15 protein-coding genes and 1 other annotated feature are annotated in these 19,662 nt (G+C 55.0%); of the genes, 11 read left to right on the forward strand and 4 right to left on the reverse strand.

Annotated elements, in window-relative coordinates:
- Positions 1 to 269 precede the first annotated feature (269 nt).
- The 3 genes from PCH01S_RS00005 (at position 270) to PCH01S_RS00010 (ending at position 4,175) form a co-directional block, all read left to right on the forward strand.
- On the forward strand, positions 270 to 2,525 hold the full coding sequence (locus tag PCH01S_RS00005; protein WP_407670218.1) for a 5'-nucleotidase C-terminal domain-containing protein: 2,256 nt from the start codon (positions 270 to 272) through the stop codon (positions 2,523 to 2,525).
- A gap of 309 nt (positions 2,526 to 2,834) precedes the next feature.
- Positions 2,835 to 2,978 (forward strand): hypothetical protein, encoded by a 144-nt coding sequence (locus PCH01S_RS30080; RefSeq protein WP_164977130.1) that lies wholly within the window; start codon positions 2,835 to 2,837, stop codon positions 2,976 to 2,978.
- Positions 2,979 to 3,032: 54 nt separating this feature from the next.
- Complete coding sequence (locus tag PCH01S_RS00010) at positions 3,033 to 4,175, forward strand: glycerate kinase (RefSeq protein ID WP_042225647.1); 1,143 nt, start codon at positions 3,033 to 3,035, stop codon at positions 4,173 to 4,175.
- Here PCH01S_RS00010 and PCH01S_RS00015 read toward each other — a convergent pair.
- Positions 4,165 to 5,115 carry a LysR family transcriptional regulator gene (locus tag PCH01S_RS00015; protein ID WP_042225648.1) on the reverse strand — a complete coding sequence of 317 codons (951 nt, stop codon included), beginning with the start codon at positions 5,113 to 5,115 and terminating at the stop codon, positions 4,165 to 4,167. The genes PCH01S_RS00010 and PCH01S_RS00015 overlap by 11 nt on opposite strands.
- A 212-nt stretch (positions 5,116 to 5,327) precedes the next feature.
- Here PCH01S_RS00015 and PCH01S_RS00020 point away from each other — a divergent pair, with 212 nt between their 5' ends.
- Complete coding sequence (locus PCH01S_RS00020; RefSeq protein ID WP_042225650.1) at positions 5,328 to 5,876, forward strand: flavodoxin family protein; 549 nt, start codon at positions 5,328 to 5,330, stop codon at positions 5,874 to 5,876.
- Positions 5,877 to 6,198: 322 nt separating this feature from the next.
- Here the strand turns inward: PCH01S_RS00020 and PCH01S_RS00025 are convergent, their stop codons facing one another.
- Complete coding sequence (locus tag PCH01S_RS00025; RefSeq protein ID WP_042225651.1) at positions 6,199 to 6,951, reverse strand: arylamine N-acetyltransferase family protein; 753 nt, start codon at positions 6,949 to 6,951, stop codon at positions 6,199 to 6,201.
- Between the two features lie 207 nt (positions 6,952 to 7,158).
- Positions 7,159 to 7,414: a binding site (T-box leader), on the forward strand.
- Positions 7,415 to 7,467: 53 nt separating this feature from the next.
- Here PCH01S_RS00025 and ileS point away from each other — a divergent pair.
- The 4 genes from ileS to PCH01S_RS00040 all read left to right on the forward strand — a co-directional run bounded on the left by ileS (position 7,468) and on the right by PCH01S_RS00040 (position 13,395).
- On the forward strand, positions 7,468 to 10,548 hold the full coding sequence (ileS, locus tag PCH01S_RS00030) for an isoleucine--tRNA ligase (protein WP_042225652.1): 3,081 nt from the start codon (positions 7,468 to 7,470) through the stop codon (positions 10,546 to 10,548).
- 144 nt (positions 10,549 to 10,692) lie between these two features.
- Positions 10,693 to 10,863, forward strand: coding sequence for a penicillin-binding transpeptidase domain-containing protein (locus PCH01S_RS30085; RefSeq protein ID WP_156972767.1), 171 nt, complete (start codon positions 10,693 to 10,695; stop codon positions 10,861 to 10,863).
- A gap of 87 nt (positions 10,864 to 10,950) precedes the next feature.
- Positions 10,951 to 12,981, forward strand: a complete 2,031-nt coding sequence (locus PCH01S_RS00035; protein ID WP_042225653.1) for a penicillin-binding transpeptidase domain-containing protein — start codon at positions 10,951 to 10,953, stop codon at positions 12,979 to 12,981.
- Positions 12,982 to 13,104: 123 nt separating this feature from the next.
- Positions 13,105 to 13,395, forward strand: a complete 291-nt coding sequence (locus tag PCH01S_RS00040) for a hypothetical protein (protein ID WP_377647156.1) — start codon at positions 13,105 to 13,107, stop codon at positions 13,393 to 13,395.
- Between the two features lie 36 nt (positions 13,396 to 13,431).
- Here PCH01S_RS00040 and PCH01S_RS00045 read toward each other — a convergent pair whose 3' ends face one another.
- Positions 13,432 to 15,381 (reverse strand): terpene cyclase/mutase family protein, encoded by a 1,950-nt coding sequence (locus PCH01S_RS00045; protein ID WP_042225655.1) that lies wholly within the window; start codon positions 15,379 to 15,381, stop codon positions 13,432 to 13,434.
- A 219-nt stretch (positions 15,382 to 15,600) separates the two neighbouring features.
- Positions 15,601 to 15,729 (reverse strand): YjcZ family sporulation protein, encoded by a 129-nt coding sequence (locus PCH01S_RS31065; protein WP_206735002.1) that lies wholly within the window; start codon positions 15,727 to 15,729, stop codon positions 15,601 to 15,603.
- A 264-nt stretch (positions 15,730 to 15,993) separates the two neighbouring features.
- Here PCH01S_RS31065 and PCH01S_RS00050 point away from each other — a divergent pair, with 264 nt between their 5' ends.
- The 3 genes from PCH01S_RS00050 (at position 15,994) to PCH01S_RS00060 (ending at position 19,625) form a co-directional block, all read left to right on the forward strand.
- A complete protein-coding gene (locus PCH01S_RS00050; RefSeq protein ID WP_042225656.1) occupies positions 15,994 to 17,160 on the forward strand; it encodes a polysaccharide deacetylase family protein in 1,167 nt (388 codons plus the stop codon).
- 597 nt (positions 17,161 to 17,757) lie between these two features.
- On the forward strand, positions 17,758 to 18,720 hold the full coding sequence (locus tag PCH01S_RS00055) for an ABC transporter permease (protein ID WP_042225658.1): 963 nt from the start codon (positions 17,758 to 17,760) through the stop codon (positions 18,718 to 18,720).
- Between the two features lie 80 nt (positions 18,721 to 18,800).
- Complete coding sequence (locus tag PCH01S_RS00060; RefSeq protein WP_372011863.1) at positions 18,801 to 19,625, forward strand: carbohydrate ABC transporter permease; 825 nt, start codon at positions 18,801 to 18,803, stop codon at positions 19,623 to 19,625.
- Positions 19,626 to 19,662: the final 37 nt, after the last annotated feature.

Genomic DNA, 19,662 nt, shown 5'->3' on the forward strand with positions numbered 1-19,662 from the left:
GCCGGGCTCTGTGGTTTTTTTGCCGAAAATTCCGGACTCCTGCGGCACTATGAAAACAATTGTAAAGGTTTCGTAAATAAAATCATATTCAAATCACCGCTTCTGTTGTAAAATCGGAATTATGTTTCAAAAAGGCAGCAAATTTTGGCATAGCCTTTTGCGGGAAGCAGAGGCTGTTTCTAAATCGGAAGCGGCCGCCAACTTTACCACCACCAAAGGGGAGAGTCATCATGAAGGCAAAGAAAGCAGTGAGTCTGACTGTATCCGCTATGCTGTTATTCGGAACCGTTTTCACAAGCGGGCGGGCTGCGGCGGAAACGGCTGAACCGGCTAAACCGGCCAAAGCCGACACGGAGATTTCCATTCTGGGAACCTCGGACATTCACGGACGTTTTATGCCGTGGGATTATGCGCTGGACGGGCCTAACACGAACGGAAGTCTGACCCAGCTTTTCACCATGATCAAAAAAGTGCGGCAGGAGAATCCGAACACGGTTCTCGTGGATGCCGGGGACATGATTCAGGACAACTCCGCGGAGCTGTTCAACGACCAGCCGAAGTCTCCTATGATGGTCGCGATGAACGAAATGAATTACGATGCCTGGGTCATGGGCAACCATGAATTTAATTTCGGGCTGGACGTTTTCAAAAAGATTACTTCGCAATACAAAGGGCAGATGCTCGGCGGCAATATTTACAAAGACAACGGGGATAGATTCCTTCCTGCGTATACCATTATCGAAAAAGCGGGCGTGAAAATCGGTATTATCGGAATGGACACCCCTATGACAGCCGAGTTTGAGAAGGGAACCGACCACCTGGACGGAATTCAGTTCAAAAATCCGGTGGATGAGACGAAAAAAGCCGTAAAAGAGCTGGAAGGCAAAGTCGACGTGATGATCGGCCTCATGCACATGGGGATCGAGAACGAGAACGGCGTGCCGGGAACCGGTGTCGCGGACGTCGCCAATGCGAATCCGGAGCTGGCCGCGATTTTCGCGGGACATATGCACAAGCTGGTCAAATCGGAGACCATTAACGGCGTTCTTATCGCCGAACCGGACAAGTACGGTACACATGTTTCCCGGATCGACCTGACCTTCACGGAGAAGGACGGGAAAATGGTCCTTAAGGACAAGAAAGCGGCCGCTCTCCCTGTCAAAGACGCAAGCGGAGTTACAGCCGTTTCTGATCCCGAGCTGGAAAAAACGCTGAAACCGTTTCACGACTTTGCGCGGGCGGACGCCAATATCGAAGTGGCCCAATTGAAAGGTATGAACCTCGTTCCGAAGAACGAGATTGAAGGCATTCCGAGCGTACAAATCCAGGAGACACCTTTATCGGACTTTTTCAGTGAAGTGATGCTTCATTACAGCAAGGCCGACGTAGTCGCGCACCAGATCGACAACGACAAGGCGCGTCTGGATATCGGGCCGATCAAGAAGAAAGATATCGCGTACAACTACCAGTTCGCCCTCGGCGAAATTACAGTCTATAAAGTAACGGGCAAAGATGTAAAGGATTATATGGAATGGGCGGTAGGGTATTTCAATTCCACTCGTCCGGGCGACGTGACCGTCAGCTTTGACAAAAAACGGCGCGCGTCCAAATACAGTACGAACGATTTCTTCGGCGGGGTCAAGTATGACATTGATTTGACGAAGCCTTACGGCAGCCGCATTACGAATCTGCGTAAAATGGACGGCACTGCCATCCGGCCGGAAGACAGCTTGAAGCTGGGCATGAACGCTTACCGGATGGACGCGCTGAAAGCGAAGGGCGGCGCTCTGGAAGGCCGCAGCTTCGAGCAGCTCTGGTCGTCGAAAGACGCGACCGCCTTCGGTGAGATGGGCGGAACGATCCGCAGCCGCGCGATCGCTTACCTGAAAGAAGTGAAGAACGGGGTTTACGAGCCGCAAGTCCAGAACAACTGGAAAATTCTCGGCGTGGACACGACTTCCCCCGAGCGGGCCGACGTGGTCGAGCTGATCAATTCGGGCATCCTGCCGGTACCGAAGACGGAAGACGGCAAGTACACAAACGTCGAGTCCATCAATATCCTGGACGCCGTCACGAAAGAAGAAGTCGCCGCTCTTGCCGGAAAAGCCAAGGTGGACGTAAGCCTGTTCGACGGCGTTCAAACCAAAGGCGAATTTTACCGCAAGCTGAACGCGGCGGTTAAAGCGGCCGGAAACGGCAGCGGAGAACCGACCGCACCTGAGCCGAAACCAAAACCAGAACCGAAGCCAGAACCAAAGCCGGAACCAAAGCCAGAACCAAAACCAGAACCAAAACCAGAACCAAAACCGGAACCAAAACCGCAACCGGCTGTTAAGAAGCAGGCGCAAGTGACGTCCTACTTCCTGAATGTGCGGACAAAAGCTTCCGCGACCGCGAAAATTATTACCGCCGTACCGAAAGGGACGATTCTGGAAGTGCTCGGCACCAGCTACGGCTGGGTGAAAGTATCCTATAAAGGAAGCATCGCTTACGTTTACGGCGAGTATGTGAAGATGCTCCCGTAACGAAAGCAGCAGTCCGGCCTCGGGGCCGGGCTGCTTTTTTATTTGCGGCCTGCTTTGCGTTCTGCGCTTGGACTTAGAGTTCACTCTAGTCCGTACACTTACCTTCATAAATCTGTTCGGAGTTCGCCGACATATCCTTTTACGCAAGGACGCGGCGGGGCTAATTGACGGAGCAGGACCGGACGTGCAACAATTTTCGGTAGGAGATTCTGCCGCGGCCCGTTCGGAGATGGATAAGGAAGTAAACCTGAAGCGGCGGGGCAAGCTGTCGGAAGAACATAACGAACAGTGGAAAAGAAGATAAGCGGGATGGAAGTGGTCAAAAGCGCCGCATTCGACAAACGAACATACTACCGGGCCATACCGGACGGAATCAAGGGCAGCGGCCAACCACGATCCGCCCACCCGCCCGGAACGAATAACGGTTGGTCCGCCAACCATCTTGTTTTTTGACCGATATCGGCAAGAAAGTGTAACAGCCACTACAAGAAAAAGGAGCGAATGCCCTTGAAAATCGTCATTGCGCCGGATTCCTATAAAGGCAGCCTATCCGCCAAGGAAGCGGGGCTTGCCATCGAGAGAGGCGTTCTCGGGGCAGGCATCGGGAACTTCACGACCTCGGTTATTCCGATGGCGGACGGCGGCGAAGGGACCCTGGAATGTCTCATGGAATCTACTAAAGGCCGGATGGTTCGCGCCGTCGTGAAGGACCCGCTGGGCAGGGACATATCTGCCGTCTTCGGCATTCTCGGTGACGGCAGGACCGGGATCATCGAGATGGCCAAGTCGTCGGGACTGTATTTGCTGGAAGAATCCGAACGGAACCCGCTGCTGACGTCCACTTACGGATTCGGGCAGTTGATAGCGGCTGCGCTGGATGAAGGGTGCCGCCATTTTATACTCGGCTTGGGCGGAAGCGCCACGAACGACGGGGGAGCGGGGATGCTCCAGGCCTTGGGTGTGGAGCTGCGCGACAGCGGAGGCAGACCTCTCCCGGCCGGGGCAGGCGGAGGGGCGCTGGGCGAGGTCGCCGGTATTACGGCGAACGGCCTCGACAGGCGGCTGGCCGACTGCACCTTTACGCTGGCGTGCGACGTGACCAACCCCTTCACGGGTCCTCGCGGCGCATCCGCCGTTTTCGGGCCCCAGAAGGGAGCGGCGCCGGACATGGTCGACCGGCTGGAGAGCAACCTTGCCCGCTTTGCTGATGTGATCCGGGATTGTACGGGCACCGCCCTGCACAGGCTACCCGGAACGGGAGCGGCGGGCGGTTTGGCCGGCGGCATTCTCGCTTTCTTGAATGCCAAGCTGGAACCGGGCTTCTCGATCGTCTCCGCGGTTACGGGACTGGAGGCGGCGATCAAGGGAGCCGACCTAGTCCTTACCGGAGAAGGCCGCACAGATGCCCAGACGGCAGGGGGCAAGACGCCGGCCGGAGTAGCCGGACTGGCCGCGAGGCACGGCGTGCCGGCCGTGGTGCTGGCCGGGTCCGTCGGCGATGGGATCGAGGAACTTTACGGGCAGGGAGTCACGGCCGTGTTCAGCATCGTAAACGGACCGATGTCCCTCGAAGAGGCGATGCGCCGCACTCCGGAGCTGCTGGAACAGACGGCCGCGCAGGTTATGCGCATTTTCGCCGTCAGGAAGTGAGCGGTTCTTCTTCCGGCTTCGCGTCGGGATTGTGCTCGGGAGCCGTCTCACCGGCATGGAATACTTTCCGTGTCAGTTCGATAAAAGCCAGCAGGGGCGGCGTCATCCATTTATCTTTGTGCCAGGCGATTTGGGTGAACAACGCGTCCTCGGGCGCTTCCCAAGCCAGCTCGGCCAGCTTCCCTTCACGCAGGTCGGCGGCTACAACCATGCCGGGCAGAAAGGCGATTCCGAGGCCGGACATAACACACTGCTTGATGGCTTCGATGCTTGCAAACTCGAATTTGTTTAGCGGATAGACGGAAACGGAGGCGAAGGTCCGCTCTAGGATTGTCCGGTAGGAACATCCGGCTTCCGTCAACAGGAACGTTTCGTGTTCCAGATCCTTCGGCGACAGATTCTTCGCGTCCGCGAGCGGATGATCGGGCGAGGCGACGATTTTGAGCTCCTCCCGGATCAGCGTTTCGATATGCAGTGCATCACGCGGCTTGCAGCTGTCCATGATAAAGGCGATATCAAGAACGCCTTCCAGCAGCTGCTCCCTGGCATGAGCATCCGAATTCGAGGGCCGGAACACGAGCTTCACATTCGGAAACCGGGCTTTAAATTCTTTGAGCAAAGCGGGAAGACGGTACGTGCACTGGCTTTCCTGGGCGCCTATCACAAGCGTTCCGGTCTGTTCTTCGTCCCCGCGGACGACCTGTTTGGCCTCTTCCGTCAGGGTAATGATTTTGTCGGCGTACAATTTAAATTGGCGCCCCGCTTCCGTTAAAACGAGCCGTTTGCCGAGCCGTTCGAACAAGGGGGCTCCAAGCTCGGATTCCAGCGCTTTGATTTGAGCGGTCACACTGGATTGGGCAAAATTAAGCATCCGGGCCGTCTGGGTAAAATTCAGGTTTTCGGCGGCGGTTTTAAACGTCAGAAGTTGTTTGGTTTCCATCGCTGCTTCACTCTTTCATCGAAAAAAATGATTGATGACATCGAAATAATCGTCTTTGGTGATCGTTCTCTTTATTGTAAAATGAGAGGGTAATGTCCGGCAAGAGTTGAAACACCGGAACAAATCGCTAAATGAAGAAAAGAGGCATCCCGCGCTCGCACTGCGGACGGGCACGAGCCTGCCGACTATCGAACCGAGGAGTGAACGCAACCATGTCAATCGCAGTCATTTACGGGGGAACGCGTCCCGATGGAAATACGGAGCAGCTGACGGAGGAAGCCGTCAAAGGTCTGACAGTCGACCGGATTCATCTCAACACGTACACAATCCGGGCGATTATCGACGGACGTCATGCGGAAGAGGGATTTCCGGAGATGAACGACGATTACAAAGAAGTGATCGACCGGGTACTTGCCGCGGACGTTCTTATTTTTGCGACACCGGTGTACTGGTACAGCATGTCGGGAATCATGAAAAACTTCGTGGACCGCTGGTCGCAGATGATGAGGGACGGGGACTACCCGGATTTCAAAAAAACGATGGCCGCCAAAAAGGCCTACGTCATCGCCGTCGGAGGCGATCTGCCGGAAATCAAGGGTCTGCCGATGATCCAGCAGTTTCAGTATATTTTCGACTTTATGGGCATCCGTTTCGAGGGCTACATCCTAGGCAAGGGGAATAAACCCGGCGATGTCCTGCAGGACGCGGAAGGAATGTTTGCGGCGGAGCGGCTCAGAAACAAGCTTGCGGCGCTTAACTAAGAAGCGGTACGCCAGCAAGGCGCAGTCCGGGGAACGCAGGCAGGAAGCCGGTCCGGAAAAGCGCCGAAGCTGGATGCGGCACGAAAAACCGATATGCTCTGTTGCGGGCATACCGGTTTTTCGTGTTCCGGGCGCTGCTGCCGATCGAAAGAAATCGCGGCTGCGGCAAACGCCGGAAAAACGGTGTCCGCTTTATGCGGACACCCGGCATCTTCAGTATTGAAACGCCGCAGTAAACTTGTTAGGCCGGAGTATCGTGCCGCTGCCGTAAGCAGCGCCGGAAGCCGGTCAGCCCTACGCGCGCGTACCGGCTTTACGTCTTTCAGACGAACAGGCCCAAACGGCTGTTAAGCGTCTTTTCCAGCTCCTCCGGGGCCAGGGGCTGTCTGCTTTTGACGTCTCCGTCCGTCTCGATCAACTGGTCGCCCGAAATCGTCACCCGTCCCGTCGCGGTCGCTTTCGTCGCAAGCAGCTTCTGCGTAAAATGGGACTCGGGCGACGTTTGGTTGAACGTGCACGCTTCGGCAAAGCTCCCGAGGGAGCGGGGCGCCGCCGAGAAGCGGTACAGCGCGTTCCAGTCCCCGTCCTCGCCGGCCCTCTGGAGATCGTACAGACCGTCCGCTTCCGGCACTTTCGCGGCCCGGTAAACGCCGCTTACATCCTCCACCGGTGTCCCGTCCAGCGGAACAGGCGAGCGGGCGGAGTCGCCGAAGCCGACGTCGACCAGATAGGACCGGTCCAGTTCGGCCAGGATGGTCGCATGGCTTTCCGGCATCCCCCACGTTCCGTCCGGCTTGGCGACGGTAGCCGCAATGAGGCGCACTGAGAAACCAAGCTCCTTGAGGAGTGTGCTGAAAAGCCCGTTGAGTTCGTAGCAGAAGCCTCCGCGGCGGCGCCCGATCACCTTTTCGTAAAAGGAAGCGACGTCCAGCGTGATCGGCACTTGACGGATTACGTCCAGATTTTCAAAAGGCACGTGAAGCATATGTCGGAGTTGAAGCTCCGTCAGGGCAGCCAAATCCGGCTTAGCCGGACGGTTCGTGTCCATTCTTTTCAGATAAGCCTCGACATTCATGCAAGCACCACCTCATCAAATAGAAGTCCGATTGATTTTTCTATTCCAGACTACCTCCTTATGGAAAGTCATACAAGTGCCGGATGGGAAAACTAGGTAAAAAAGGCGGGGGTAATAAAATTACCGACGCCTAAGCGCCGAAAGACAACCGCAGGTTGACATTTTGCCGAAAATGCTGTAAAAATGGAATATCTGAAAATAAACCCGAGAAATTCATTGACGAGAACGAGTACGCTGATCCCTTGTTCCCCAGAGAGTTGGCCGCGCGCTGAAAGCCAATGTACAAGAATGAGCAGAAAATCCTCTCCGAGAAGGAAAGCTGAAGCAGGCCAGTAAGCTGACCCGGGATCCCGCCGTTACAAGGGACGCGTATGATCGTACGCAGATGAGGTGCCGCAGAGCTTGAACGAGAAGGCTATGGCGGAACAAGGGTGGTAGCGCGAGATCCAATCTCGTCCCTTACGGGGCGGGATTTTTTTGTTGTCTTCAGAACGAAGCCGGAAAGGATGACGGAACATGAACAAAGTGGATGTCAAAGAAAAAGCAAGAACCCGGGAGCTGCGCGTCCTGAACCAATGGAGGGAGGACGATACGTTCCGCAGGTCGATGGAGAACCGGGAAGGCAAGCCGAACTTCGTCTTTTACGAAGGTCCGCCAACGGCGAACGGCAAGCCGCATATCGGGCATGTGCTCGGCCGCGTCATCAAAGATTTTATCGGACGCTACAAAACGATGTCGGGCTACCGCGTCGTCCGTAAAGCCGGCTGGGATACGCACGGGCTGCCGGTCGAACTGGGCGTCGAGAAGCAGCTGGGTATTTCGGGCAAGCAGGAGATCGAGGAATACGGCGTGGCCAAGTTTGTGGAAACGTGCAAGAACAGCGTGTTCGAATATGAAAAACAGTGGCGCGAGCTGACCGAGGCCATCGCTTACTGGACGGATATGGAGCATCCGTACGTGACGCTGACGAACGATTACATCGAGAGCGTCTGGCATGTACTGTCGACCATCCACAAGAAAGGGCTTCTGTACAAGGGCCACCGTGTCAGCCCGTACTGCCCCGATTGCCAGACGACGCTGAGCTCACACGAAGTGGCGCAGGGCTACGAGGATGTGAAAGATCTGAGTGCCACGGTCAAGTTCAAGAGCAAAGCGGCGGACGAGTATTTCCTCGCATGGACGACGACTCCCTGGACGCTTCCGGCCAACGTGGCGCTCGCGGTAAACAAGGATCTCGACTATGTCAAAGTGAAGCATAACGGGGAAGTGTACGTGACGGCACAGAACCTCGCCGAAAAAGTTTTCGGAGACGAAGCAGAAGTCCTCTCCGTGCATAAAGGGGCCGAGTTCGTCGGAACCGCGTATGAGCCGCCCTTCGGCTATCTGGAGCTGACCAAAGGCCATCTGGTCGTAGACGCGGACTATGTCAGCGATGCGAGCGGTACCGGGATCGTGCATATCGCGCCCGCGCACGGGGAAGACGATTACCGCACGACACGCCAGCATGGGATCGACTTCGTCCATGTCGTGAAGCAGGACGGCACCTATGCTGCGGAAATTACCGATTTCGCGGGCCGTTTTGTGAAAGATTGCGACGTGGATATCGTGAAAAAGCTGTCTGAACGAGGACTGCTTTTCTCCAAAGAACGTTACGAGCACAGCTATCCGTTCTGCTGGCGCTGCAAGTCGCCGCTGCTTTATTACGCGATGGAAAGCTGGTTTATCCGGACGACGGCTGTCAAGGACCAGCTTATCGCGAACAACAACGAAGTAAGCTGGTATCCCGGCCATCTCCGCGAAGGGCGTTTCGGGAAATTCTTGGAGGAGCTGGTGGACTGGAATATCAGCCGCAACCGGTACTGGGGAACTCCCCTTAACGTATGGGTATGCGGGGATTGCGGAGAGGAATTTGCTCCGGGAAGCCACCAAGAGCTGCGTGATCGTGCCGTCGATCCCGTGGATGAGAGTCTTGAGCTTCATAAGCCTTACGTGGATGACGTCAAGCTCCGCTGTTCGTGCGGCGGGGTGATGGAGAGAACGCCGGAAGTGATCGACGTCTGGTTCGACAGCGGCTCCATGCCGTTCGCCCAGTATCACCACCCGTTTGGAGACGAGAAAACGTTCAACGAGCAGTATCCCGCGGATATGATCTGCGAAGGCATCGACCAGACGCGGGGATGGTTTTTCAGCTTGCTTGCGGTTTCGACCCTGTATAACGGCCGGGCTCCGTACAAGGCGGTTATTTCAACGGGGCACGTGCTGGATGAGAACGGGCTGAAAATGTCCAAGAGCAAAGGGAATGTCCTCGATCCGTGGAACATTATCGAAGAGTTCGGGACGGATGCGTTCCGCTGGGCGCTTCTGTCGGACAGTGCCCCCTGGAACAGCAAACGTTTCTCTAAGCAGATCGTCGCGGAAGCAAAATCGAAGATCGTCGATACGATTCACAATACGCATGCGTTCTTTGTTTTGTATGCGGATATCGACGGCTTTGATCCGGGTTCGTTCGAGCGGAAACCGCTGCGCAATGAGCTGGACCGCTGGATTTTGTCGCGGCTGAACAGCACGCTGGGTAGTGTCGTCAAAGGGCTGGACGCGAACGACTTCCTCAATCCGGCGAAGCAGATCGAGGTGTTCGTGGATGAGCTGAGCAACTGGTATATCCGGCGTTCGCGGGACCGTTTCTGGGGAAGCGGCATGTCGGAAGACAAAGTGGAGGCATATCAGACGCTGCACGAAGTTCTGCTCACACTGGCACGCATGATCGCGCCGTACGCTCCGCTGATCGCCGAAGACGTGTACGGCAATCTTGGAGGGAAAGGCAGCGTGCATCTGGCCGACTATCCGAAAGCGGACGAAGCCGCCGTCGACACTGCGCTGGAAAGCGAAATGGAGACGGCACGGCAGATCGTCGAACTGGCCCGCAGCGTCCGTAACGAAACGGCGATTAAGACCCGCCAGCCGTTATCGGAGCTTCTGATTTCGCTTGACCGCGAGTTCGCGCTGGACCGTTTTGAAGCGATCATCCAGGAAGAGATCAACGTAAAGCAGGTTCGTCTGGAGCACAGCGATGCCGGTTTCGTCCAGTTTGCGTTGAAGCTGAACCTGAAAGCGGCCGGCAAAAAATACGGCAAACTGGTCGGTCCTCTGCAAGCTTATTTGAAGAATCTTTCACCGGAAGAAACGAAGGAAGCGGTCAGCCGGGGAGTTTTGGATACGGAAGTACAGGGGGAAAGCGTGCACTTGACACTGGATGAGCTGCTCGTGGAAAAAACGGCAAAGCAAGGATTCGCTTCCGCATCCGGCTACGGCCTTACCGTCGCCCTGAATACGGAAGTGACCGAAGCGCTCAAGCAGGAAGGGGCTGTCCGCGAGGTCGTCCGCGCCGTTCAGGACTACCGCAAAAAGCTGGACCTGCCGATTGACCGGCGCATCACTCTTGTGCTGGACGCGGACCCGCAGCTTAAAGAGGCCTTACTGCGGTACGAACAGGTACTCCGCGATAACGTGTTGGTCAGCGCGATCCGTTACGAGAATGCGGAAGGTATGGAGGAAGTCGCCCTCGGCGAGTCCACTCTACGGATGCGGGTAGAATAAACGAAGATAACGAGCCGGTTTCACCCGAAAGGCGGCTCGCAGAATCAGGCATCAGGTGCTTCCGCAAAGCGGGAGGACCTGATTTTTTTGTTAGGGTGCGGTATGATAGAAGGATACGGAACGTGAAGGAGTCAGAGAGTCTGCGTGTCGGAGGAACCCCGCAACGATGTGCTGGGCTGGTTCGTGGGACATCTTGAAAAGGACGGGCAGGAGTATGTGTTTGCCCTTAATGTAGAGGCGGATATGGAGGCAAACGGAAGCGCGGCCCGCAAAATCGCGGGAGAAGTCCTGCACGGCATGCGGCTCTGGAATTGACCGAGGCGAATACGCAAGCACGAATCAAAAAAACGGGAAGAGACCCGGAGCAAACGAAGCATTCGAACATTCTATGGGGGCGATCTCATGATAAGAAACGGAAAGGCGCTGGCGGGAATCGGAGGTATCCTCCTTCTGCTGCTTTTGCCGGCTTGCAGTCAGGAAGAAACACCGCAGCACGCTTTCGAGGCCTATGTGAGCGGCTGGCAAGCACTCAATTACGAGGCGATGTACGACAAGTTGTCACCGGCGTCACAGACTAAAATCAGCAAGGACGATTTCGTCAAAAAATACGAAAGCGTCTATAAAGGGATTGAAATGACGGATTTGACCGTAAAACCGGCTTTTCCGGAAGAACTGCAAAAACCGGTCAAGAATAAGGACGAGGTTTCCGTCCCGTTTCATGTGGAGCTGAACACGCTCGCCGGTCCGGTAAAATTCGATCAGACCGCCCGTCTTGTGAAGGGCAAGAAAGAGAAAGACACCGTCTGGCAGATCGATTGGTCGCCTTCCTACCTGTTCCCCCAATTGAAGGACGGGGATAAAGTAAGAGTCCAGAGCACCGAAGCGGTGAGGGGCGAAATCGTGGACAGGCGGGGCAATAAGCTGGCTTACAACGGCCCGGCCAAGCAAATCGGGGTCGTACCCGGCAAGCTGGGCGATGCGGCGGAGCAGACCAAAGCGAAGCTGGCAAATAAGCTCGGGATGAAGGTGGAGGAAATCAACCAGAAGCTGTCGGCATCCTGGGTGAAGCCGGAATCGTTCGTTCCGCTCGCATACATACAGGACGGCGAAACGGAGGCTTACACGAAGCTCCCCGGTGTCACGTTCAGCAGCAAAGAAATCCGGACCTATCCGTTTGACGAAGCGGCGGCTCACTTGACCGGATATATCGGACAGATCAGCGCGGAGGAGCTTAAAAAGCTTCAGAGCGAAGGCTACCGTACGGGCGACGTGATCGGCAAGGCGGGGCTGGAGCAGATCTACGAGAAGCGGCTCAAGGGCCAGCCCGGTTATAAAATCTTCATTACGGGGGCGGACGGAACCGAGAAAGAAACGCTGGCCGAGAAAGTAATGGTTCCGGGTCAGACCGTGACGCTCAGCATCGACGCGAATCTCCAGAAGCTGGTCTACGAACAGATGAAAAAAGATGCCGGATCGGCTGCCGCAATCCAGCCGCTTACCGGTGAAGTACTCGCTCTCGTGAGCAGTCCGTCGTACAATCCGAACGTTTTTGTGAAGGGCATATCCGGCACGCAGTATAAGCAGCTGAACGAGGACCCCAAGAAGCCGTTCCTGAACCGCTTTACGAAAACCTTCTCGCCCGGATCGGCTTTCAAAATGCTTACGGCAGCGGTGTCGATCGACGGAGGGGTATTGAATCCCGATGAGCAGAAGACGATTAAAGGGCTTCGCTGGACGAAGGACGCTTCCTGGGGCAGCTACTACGTAACCCGGGTGCATGATTCGAGTCCGGTCAATCTGCAGAGTGCGCTGACGAACTCGGACAACATTTATTTCGCCCAGGCCGCTTTGGAGCTGGGGAAAGACAAGTTTGTCGAAGCTTCCGCCAAATTCGGCATCAACGAGAAGCTTCCGCTGCCGTATGCGTTCGATACTTCGCAGTTATATAACAAGCAGATCGCAAACGATATTCAACTGGCCGATTCCGGTTACGGACAAGGTGAAGTGACCATGACTTCCCTGCACACGGCTTTGACTTACTCGGCGCTTGTGAATCAGGGCAATATCATTTATCCGTCGCTTTTGAAGGAAGACAAAGGCAAGGAGAAGTACTGGAAGCCCTCGGCGATGAAGCCGGAAACGGCTGAACTTTTGAAAAAAGATCTTGTCGAAGCGGTCAAAGATCCGCGCGGCGTAGGACATGGAGCGGCTGTGCCGGGCAAGCTTATCGCAGGCAAAACGGGCACGGCCGAGCTTAAAAAGGCCAAAGGGGAAGAAGGCCAGGAGAACGGCTGGTTCGTCGGCTTCGATGCGGCCGATCCGCAGCTTCTCGTGTCGATGATGATCGAGGATGTAAAAGGAAGAGGAGGGAGCGGTTATATCACCTCAAGGGTTAAAGCCGTCTTCCAGCAGTATGCGAACGGAATTAATTAACTAACGGCAGGCGAAGACTCTTTTTGCGTAAAAAGAGTTTTTTGCCTGCCCCTGCTGCGCAGCCGGGACGTCGTGGTGTAGGCTCTCTTTTAACCGGGTACTATAAAAGAAGAGGTTACCGTCATGAACGGGGACGATTTAGGAAAGGAGCGTACCGGGATGGATGCCAAAGAAATGGAAGAACAGCTTGTCCGCAAACTGACGGAAGGCGAGATGAAGGAAGAAGACAGAGAGGAATCCGCGAGAAAACGGCTCATGGCCAAGACGGAAATCCGCATACAGGCCACGACTGATCCCGTGGTCGAGGAAACCCGGAAATATCGCGAAATGGCCGAAGAGCTTGACGGCCGGTACGACCGGTATACGCACTTATTGGAGGCAAAAGGACCGGATTCCTCCAAAGATCAGTCTTGAAAGACAGAGAAGCACCCGCCTGATGGATCAGGCGGGTTATTCGGGTTTGACGGCCTTCTCTCCGTATTTGTTGCGGTAATGGCTGAGGGCAAGGAGCGGCCAGATGTACCGGTAGCTCTCGTAGGTGTTGTAGAAGCTGCCCGGCAGTCCCGCCCCTGTCGGGTAGAAGGAAGTCCAATCCCGCTCACCGAGAGCGGCGAGAAGTCTCTGTATGCCCCGGTCGATTGCCACTGGCGGCGTGGGATGAACCGCGATCAGCGCGTCGAGGGCCCATGCGGTTTGGGACGGGGTGCTGGCCCCGAGACTTTTGTAGCGGCCCGAAATGTCGCTGCGGCACGATTCTCCCCAGCCCCCGTCGGGATTCTGAACGCTCAGGAGCCAGCTCATTCCTTTCGCGACGGCGGGATGCGACGGTTTCAAGCCGACTGCCGCCAGCCCCGTCAGCGCCGCCCACGTTCCGTACAGGTAGCAGACCCCCCAGCGCCCGTACCAGGAACCGTCCTTTTCCTGGTTAGCCGTCAGCCAGTCCGCCCCTCTCCGAATCCAGTCATGCTTAACGTCCAGACCCGCTGCGCTGCCGAGAAATTCCAGCGTCCGGCCTGTCAAGTCGGCCGTAGAAGGATCGATTGCCGCATGCTTCGCGCCTTCCATGGGCAGGAGCGTGAGCAGCTTGTCGTCCGTGTCCTTCTCGAAAGCGGCCCAGCCGCCGTCATGGTTCTGCATGGACATGATCCAGTACAGGCCCCTGTTCCATGCTTCCCGGCCGGCAGCCCCTTCGGCGCGCAGAAATTTAACCGCGCGGAGAGCGGCTGTCGTATCGTCCACATCCGGATTGCGCGTATTGGAGGGGGAGAACCCCCAGCCTCCGGGTACCGGATGGGAAACCTTCCGGCCCCAGTCGCCGATCTTCCGCTGCTGTTTCGCGAGCAGGTAGGAAGCGGCCTTCCGGATTTCGGGAGCTTCCGGCCGGACGCCCGCTTCCTGCAGCGCATGGGCGATGAGCGCCGTATCCCATACGGTGGGCGGGGCGTTCTGCATAAGCAGCCTGCCTTCGGACACGCACAGCATGGCCTTCAGGCCCTTTACCGCCTGCACGATAGTCGGATGGCGGCGCTCATAGCCGAGCGAGAGCAGCGCGAAGACGAGCAGGCACGTGCTGCTGGCGTAGCTGTAAAGCGTCCCGTCGGGCTCGATCCGCTCGAGCATAAACCGCTCGGCTTTCTTCACCGCGCTCTCGTGAAGCTGGCCGGGAAGTGCGGCGAGCTGCGAGATCCCCGCCTGGATGGCCGCCAGCAGCTCGCCCGGGCCGCGATCCGGCTGTGCGGAAGAGCCGGGCGCCGACTCGGAAGAGACACCGTTCTTCCCGTCCTCGTCCCGGCGCGCATCCAGCGCGGACAAGTCCGGTGTCCGGCTCGTACGGACGGAGAAGTTCCGGTCCGCCATCAGCAGAACGGGCGCCAGATGAACCCGCGCGTAGGCGGATAAATCAAAGAAGCTCAAGGGAGCCGACGCCGGCAGGAGCAGGAGCTCCAGGGGGACCGAGTACGCCGCAGGCCACGGAATCTGCCCCGTTGCGGCCAGCATGACGCGTGTCAGGACATTCGTAACGCCGGTGATCCCTCCCCGGGAGCGGATAAAAGCCCGGGCGTTAACCAAGGTCGGGCTGCTGTCGTCCGAATAGCCGGAGAAAAGCAGGGCGTAGTAGGCTTCCACGCTTGCGGCCAAATTGCCGTCCGACTCGTCGGCATACAGCTTCCAGGAGCCGTCGGGCTGCTGGGTGCGGATGATGCTGTCGTGCAGCCGCCGGATCAGCGCTTCGTCGTCCGAATTTTCCGTTTCCAGCGTGCGGAGCAGAATAATCAGGTAGGCGCTTGTTGAAATTCCGTTGTCGAAGCAAAATTTCCACGTTCCGTCTTCTTCCTGTTTTCCCAGCAGCCATTCGGAAAGGCTTTGGATAGCATGAGCAACCTCCCGCATAACATGCATCGGATTACACCCCCTTTTTACAAAATCGGGTTTCATCGAATAAACGACGGAAACCGGTAACTTTTTTCATTTCCAATCGTTCTTATCAGTGTATGTAAAAAAATCCCGGATAGATGCGCGGTTGGGGGAGGCGCAAAAAAAACAAACAGGCACCTGCTGGAGGCACCTGTTCGAACGGTCGTCTGCTGATACGGGCCGGTTTAAAGTGCGTTCTTTAACTTAGTACAGGAAAGTGCGGCTGACGATAACCAGCAGAATGAAGAGAACCAGAATTACCGCCGTGCTAGTGAAAAGTCCGCCACCAACGCCGCAGCCTGCTCCTGTTCCTACTCCTCCAACGTATCCCATATCGATCCAACTCCTCTTAATTTGATTGATACTACCCTACAACATATGACGAAGGGAGGGGGTGCGATTGTGCGTTTGACCCGTAAGGGGAAACGCCTGAATGGAAGAGGGCAGGGAAAAAACGCATTTTTTAAAATGGAATAAAATGGATAAATAAGTTACAAAAAATTAATGTTTTACGAAGCCGACTGCGGAAGGAAGAAGACGGGTACAGATGGAACCTTATAAAGTCTTCTTTATTTTGAAAAAGGGGTTATAAGCAGTATGAAGAAAGCACTCAAAATTTTTCTTTCTCTTCTCCTCGTTGCAGGATCGATTTACCTGGTGCGCCAGAGCGCCCCGCGTTTTACGTACAAAGACCAGGTTGCCGTCCTGCTTTATCACCACATCAGCGATACGGACACGAGCAACGTCACGATTACACCGGCGTTGTTCCGCAGCCAGCTCACTTTTCTGAAGAAAGAAAATTATCACTTTATCACGCTCCAACAGTTCAAAAGCTTCATGGCGGGCGGGAATGTGCCGGAGAATGCCGTGCTGGTTACGTTCGACGACGGGTACGAAAGTCTATACGACCAGGCTTATCCGGTGCTGAAGGAGCTTCAGGTTCCGGCCGTTAATTTCGAGATCACGGGAACGCTGGCGGACCCTCGTGCGCGCAAGCTCCATTTTCTCGACGAGCAGCAGCTGAGAACGATCGCAACGGATCGCGACGCCAATATTTCCTGCCAGTGTCATTCCGACAGCATGCACGACAAACAGAACGGCAAACCTCTGCTGACGACGAACATTGTGGTGGACGGCAAGCAGGAGACGGAGGAGCAGTATAAGAAGCGGGTAGTTAACGACGCCCTCGACTGCAAGAAGAAACTGAAAAAAGCGGGAGAAGAGGAAGTCGATTCCTACGCGTATCCCTACGGCTATTATGATGCCCGGGCTACCTCGCTTCTTCAGAGTGTCGGGTATAAGTACGGATTCACGGTTCTCAGCGAAATGACGACAAGAGCCGACGATCCTATGCAGATTTCGCGCATTACGGCCGGAAGTCCGGATATCACGCCCCAGGTTTTGAACCGGACTATCCAGCGCAATGTGATGGACTTCAACCAGGATTATAATTACGTGCCCCTGCGGGACACGCTGAAAGATCTCGGCGGCACGATGACCATGAACAAGGACCGTACGATTTCGTTCTACCTTCATGGCAAACCTTATAAGCTGGACCCGGAATCGGGAACGATTGAAACGGCGGGAAAACAAATTCCGCTTAAACATCCCCTTCTGTTAAAATCGCGCAAAGCGTATATTCATTTCAAGGATCTGGAGAATGTGCTGGGTGTACAAATCGCCCATAATCCTTTGCGTAATTCGTTTTTCGAGCGTCTGACTCCGGCCAAAGCAAGAAATAATGAAACGCTTACAAAATCATAGAAAAGATAAGAAAATACGAGAAAAAGGGTGAATGAAACCGGTAAAACGGTTCTTTCGCCTATTTTCGATATTTTCTGAATATTTACAATAGTTTAATATTTGAGGTAAGATAAATCCAAGGAGGAACACAAATTTTAAATGGGTATAAGGACATAACCACTTCAACTTGACAACCAGGGGTGATCCCTATAGGACCATAACCACGAGAAGTCCAGACTACAGGAAGGGAGATGAATCCGTTGTACCCAGTTAGCGAAGCATGCCCTTAATAATCGAAGCGGAGGCATGTGGGAACCCAGGAAACGAATGAAGCAGAATGGAGTGTAAACGGACAATTGAATACGTTCAATCAAGCATAGGGGCCTGCCGATTATCACGGATAACCGGGGTCCCTATTTACGTGTCTGTTTGTTCGGAGTTTGATCCGAAACGGTGCCGGAGGGCGCTTTTTTTTATGTCTTTTTTTGCGGTCTTGCGGGTCCGGCTACCTGAAATTTTAATCCCCAATGAAAAAAAAGAGCCCTTATGACCGTTATCCGCCCGCTGTACAATAAAGGAACCGGGATTTCCACTTTAACCGACAGGAGGTGCGGATACTTGCCAAGCAGCAATAGCTCCCGGACGCCGGCGGCATTTCAGAGCAAACGTGGAGCGGCAGGCTGGATACGCTTGTTTTACAGACAGCGCCAGCTGCAGACGATGGCCCTTCTCGGGGTTGCCTGGATTCTTATTTTCAACTACATACCCATGTATGGGATTTTGATCGCCTTCAAAAATTTCAGCATCATTAAGCCCGTCTCCGAGGCGCCCTGGGTAGGGTTTGAACACTTCCGGGCTTTCCTGGAGGACGAGAACTTGCTCTCCGTCATCCGGAATACACTCGGAATGAGTCTGCTCAAGCTGGTCATCGGATTCCCTCTTCCGATCCTGTTCGCTCTTTTTCTGAATGAATTGAGATCGGTGCGCTTCAAAAAAACGGTTCAGACGATCTCGTATTTACCGCACTTTTTGTCCTGGGTCATTCTGGGGGGAATCTTGTCTACCTGGCTGGCGGATACGGGATTGATCAACAAGCTCTTGGAAGGACTCGGTATTCTTCGTGAACCCGTCGCATATCTGGCCGAACCGGCTTATTTCTGGGGCATAGTCGTTTCGACCGACATCTGGAAGGAGCTGGGCTGGTCGGCGATCATTTATTTGGCGGCGATGGCCGGGGTTTCCCCGGAACTTTACGAAGCGGCCACGATGGACGGGGCGGGACGTTTTCAGAAAATGTGGGCCATCACGCTGCCGTCGATTAAGGGAACGATCACGATTCTGTTTATTCTCGCCATCAGCGGAGTGCTCAATTCCAACTTCGACCAGATTCTGGTGCTTCGGAATTCCTTGAATGAAAGCGCTAGCAATGTGGTGGATGTTTATGTGTACCAGATGGGTATCGCAAACAGCCGGTTTTCTTACGCGACCGCGGTCGGGCTCATCAAATCCGTCATTGCCCTGGGTCTTCTGCTGGGAGCCAATTACGTGACCAAAAGATTTAATCAGACATCACTTTTCTGAAGAAAAGAGGCTTGGATTTGATTTTGTTTAAACGGAAAACAGCGGGGGAAGCGATTTTTGACGGTTTAAACGGGCTCGTGATGCTGCTTGTCTGTTTTGTGACGCTCTATCCGATCTGGTACGTGCTGGTTCATTCGTTCAACAATGGAACCGATGCGATGCAGGGCGGGATTTACTGGTGGCCGAGAGTGCCGAGCCTGGACAATTACCGGGCCGTTTTTGAAAATACGGGGATTATGAAAGCCATGGGCATTACGGTGGCAAAAACGGTAATCGGCACCGCGGCACATGTGTTTTTCACCTCCATGGTCGCGTACGCGTTCTCCCGCAGGGAGCTGGTCGGACGACGGGCGTATATGATGCTGGGCACGGTGACGCTTTTTTTCAGCGGGGGGCTGATCCCGACCTATTTGCTCATCCGTGACCTGGGACTGTTGGACAGCTTCTGGGTGTATATCCTTCCGGCGATGTTTAACTTCTTCGACCTGATTATTTTTCTCGCCTTCTTCCGGGAAATTCCGGCGGGGCTCGAAGAAGCGGCGAAAATCGACGGAGCCGGCGACTTTACGATTTTTTGCAGAGTCGTGCTGCCAGTGTCCATGCCGGTAGTGGCTACGATTGCCTTGTTTCACGGGGTATATCAGTGGAACGATTATTTTACGGGCATGATCTATATCAACAATTCCGATCTTCAGCCGATCCAGACCTTCCTTTACAGGGTGGTGGCCCAATCCAGCTCGAACCAGATGCTGGCAGCGGCTCCCGGCGGGATGGCCAAGAACGTCACTTCCCAGTCGATCAAGCTGGCGACGATGGTGGTCACCACGCTCCCGATTGTTCTGGCGTATCCGTTTCTGCAAAAGTATTTTGTGAAAGGGTTTATGATTGGTTCCATCAAAGGTTAGATTGAAGCACACATGATTCGTATAAAAGGAGACCGAT

The organism is Paenibacillus chitinolyticus NBRC 15660, from assembly GCF_000739915.1.
GTDB lineage: Bacteria > Bacillota > Bacilli > Paenibacillales > NBRC-103111 > Paenibacillus_F > Paenibacillus_F chitinolyticus.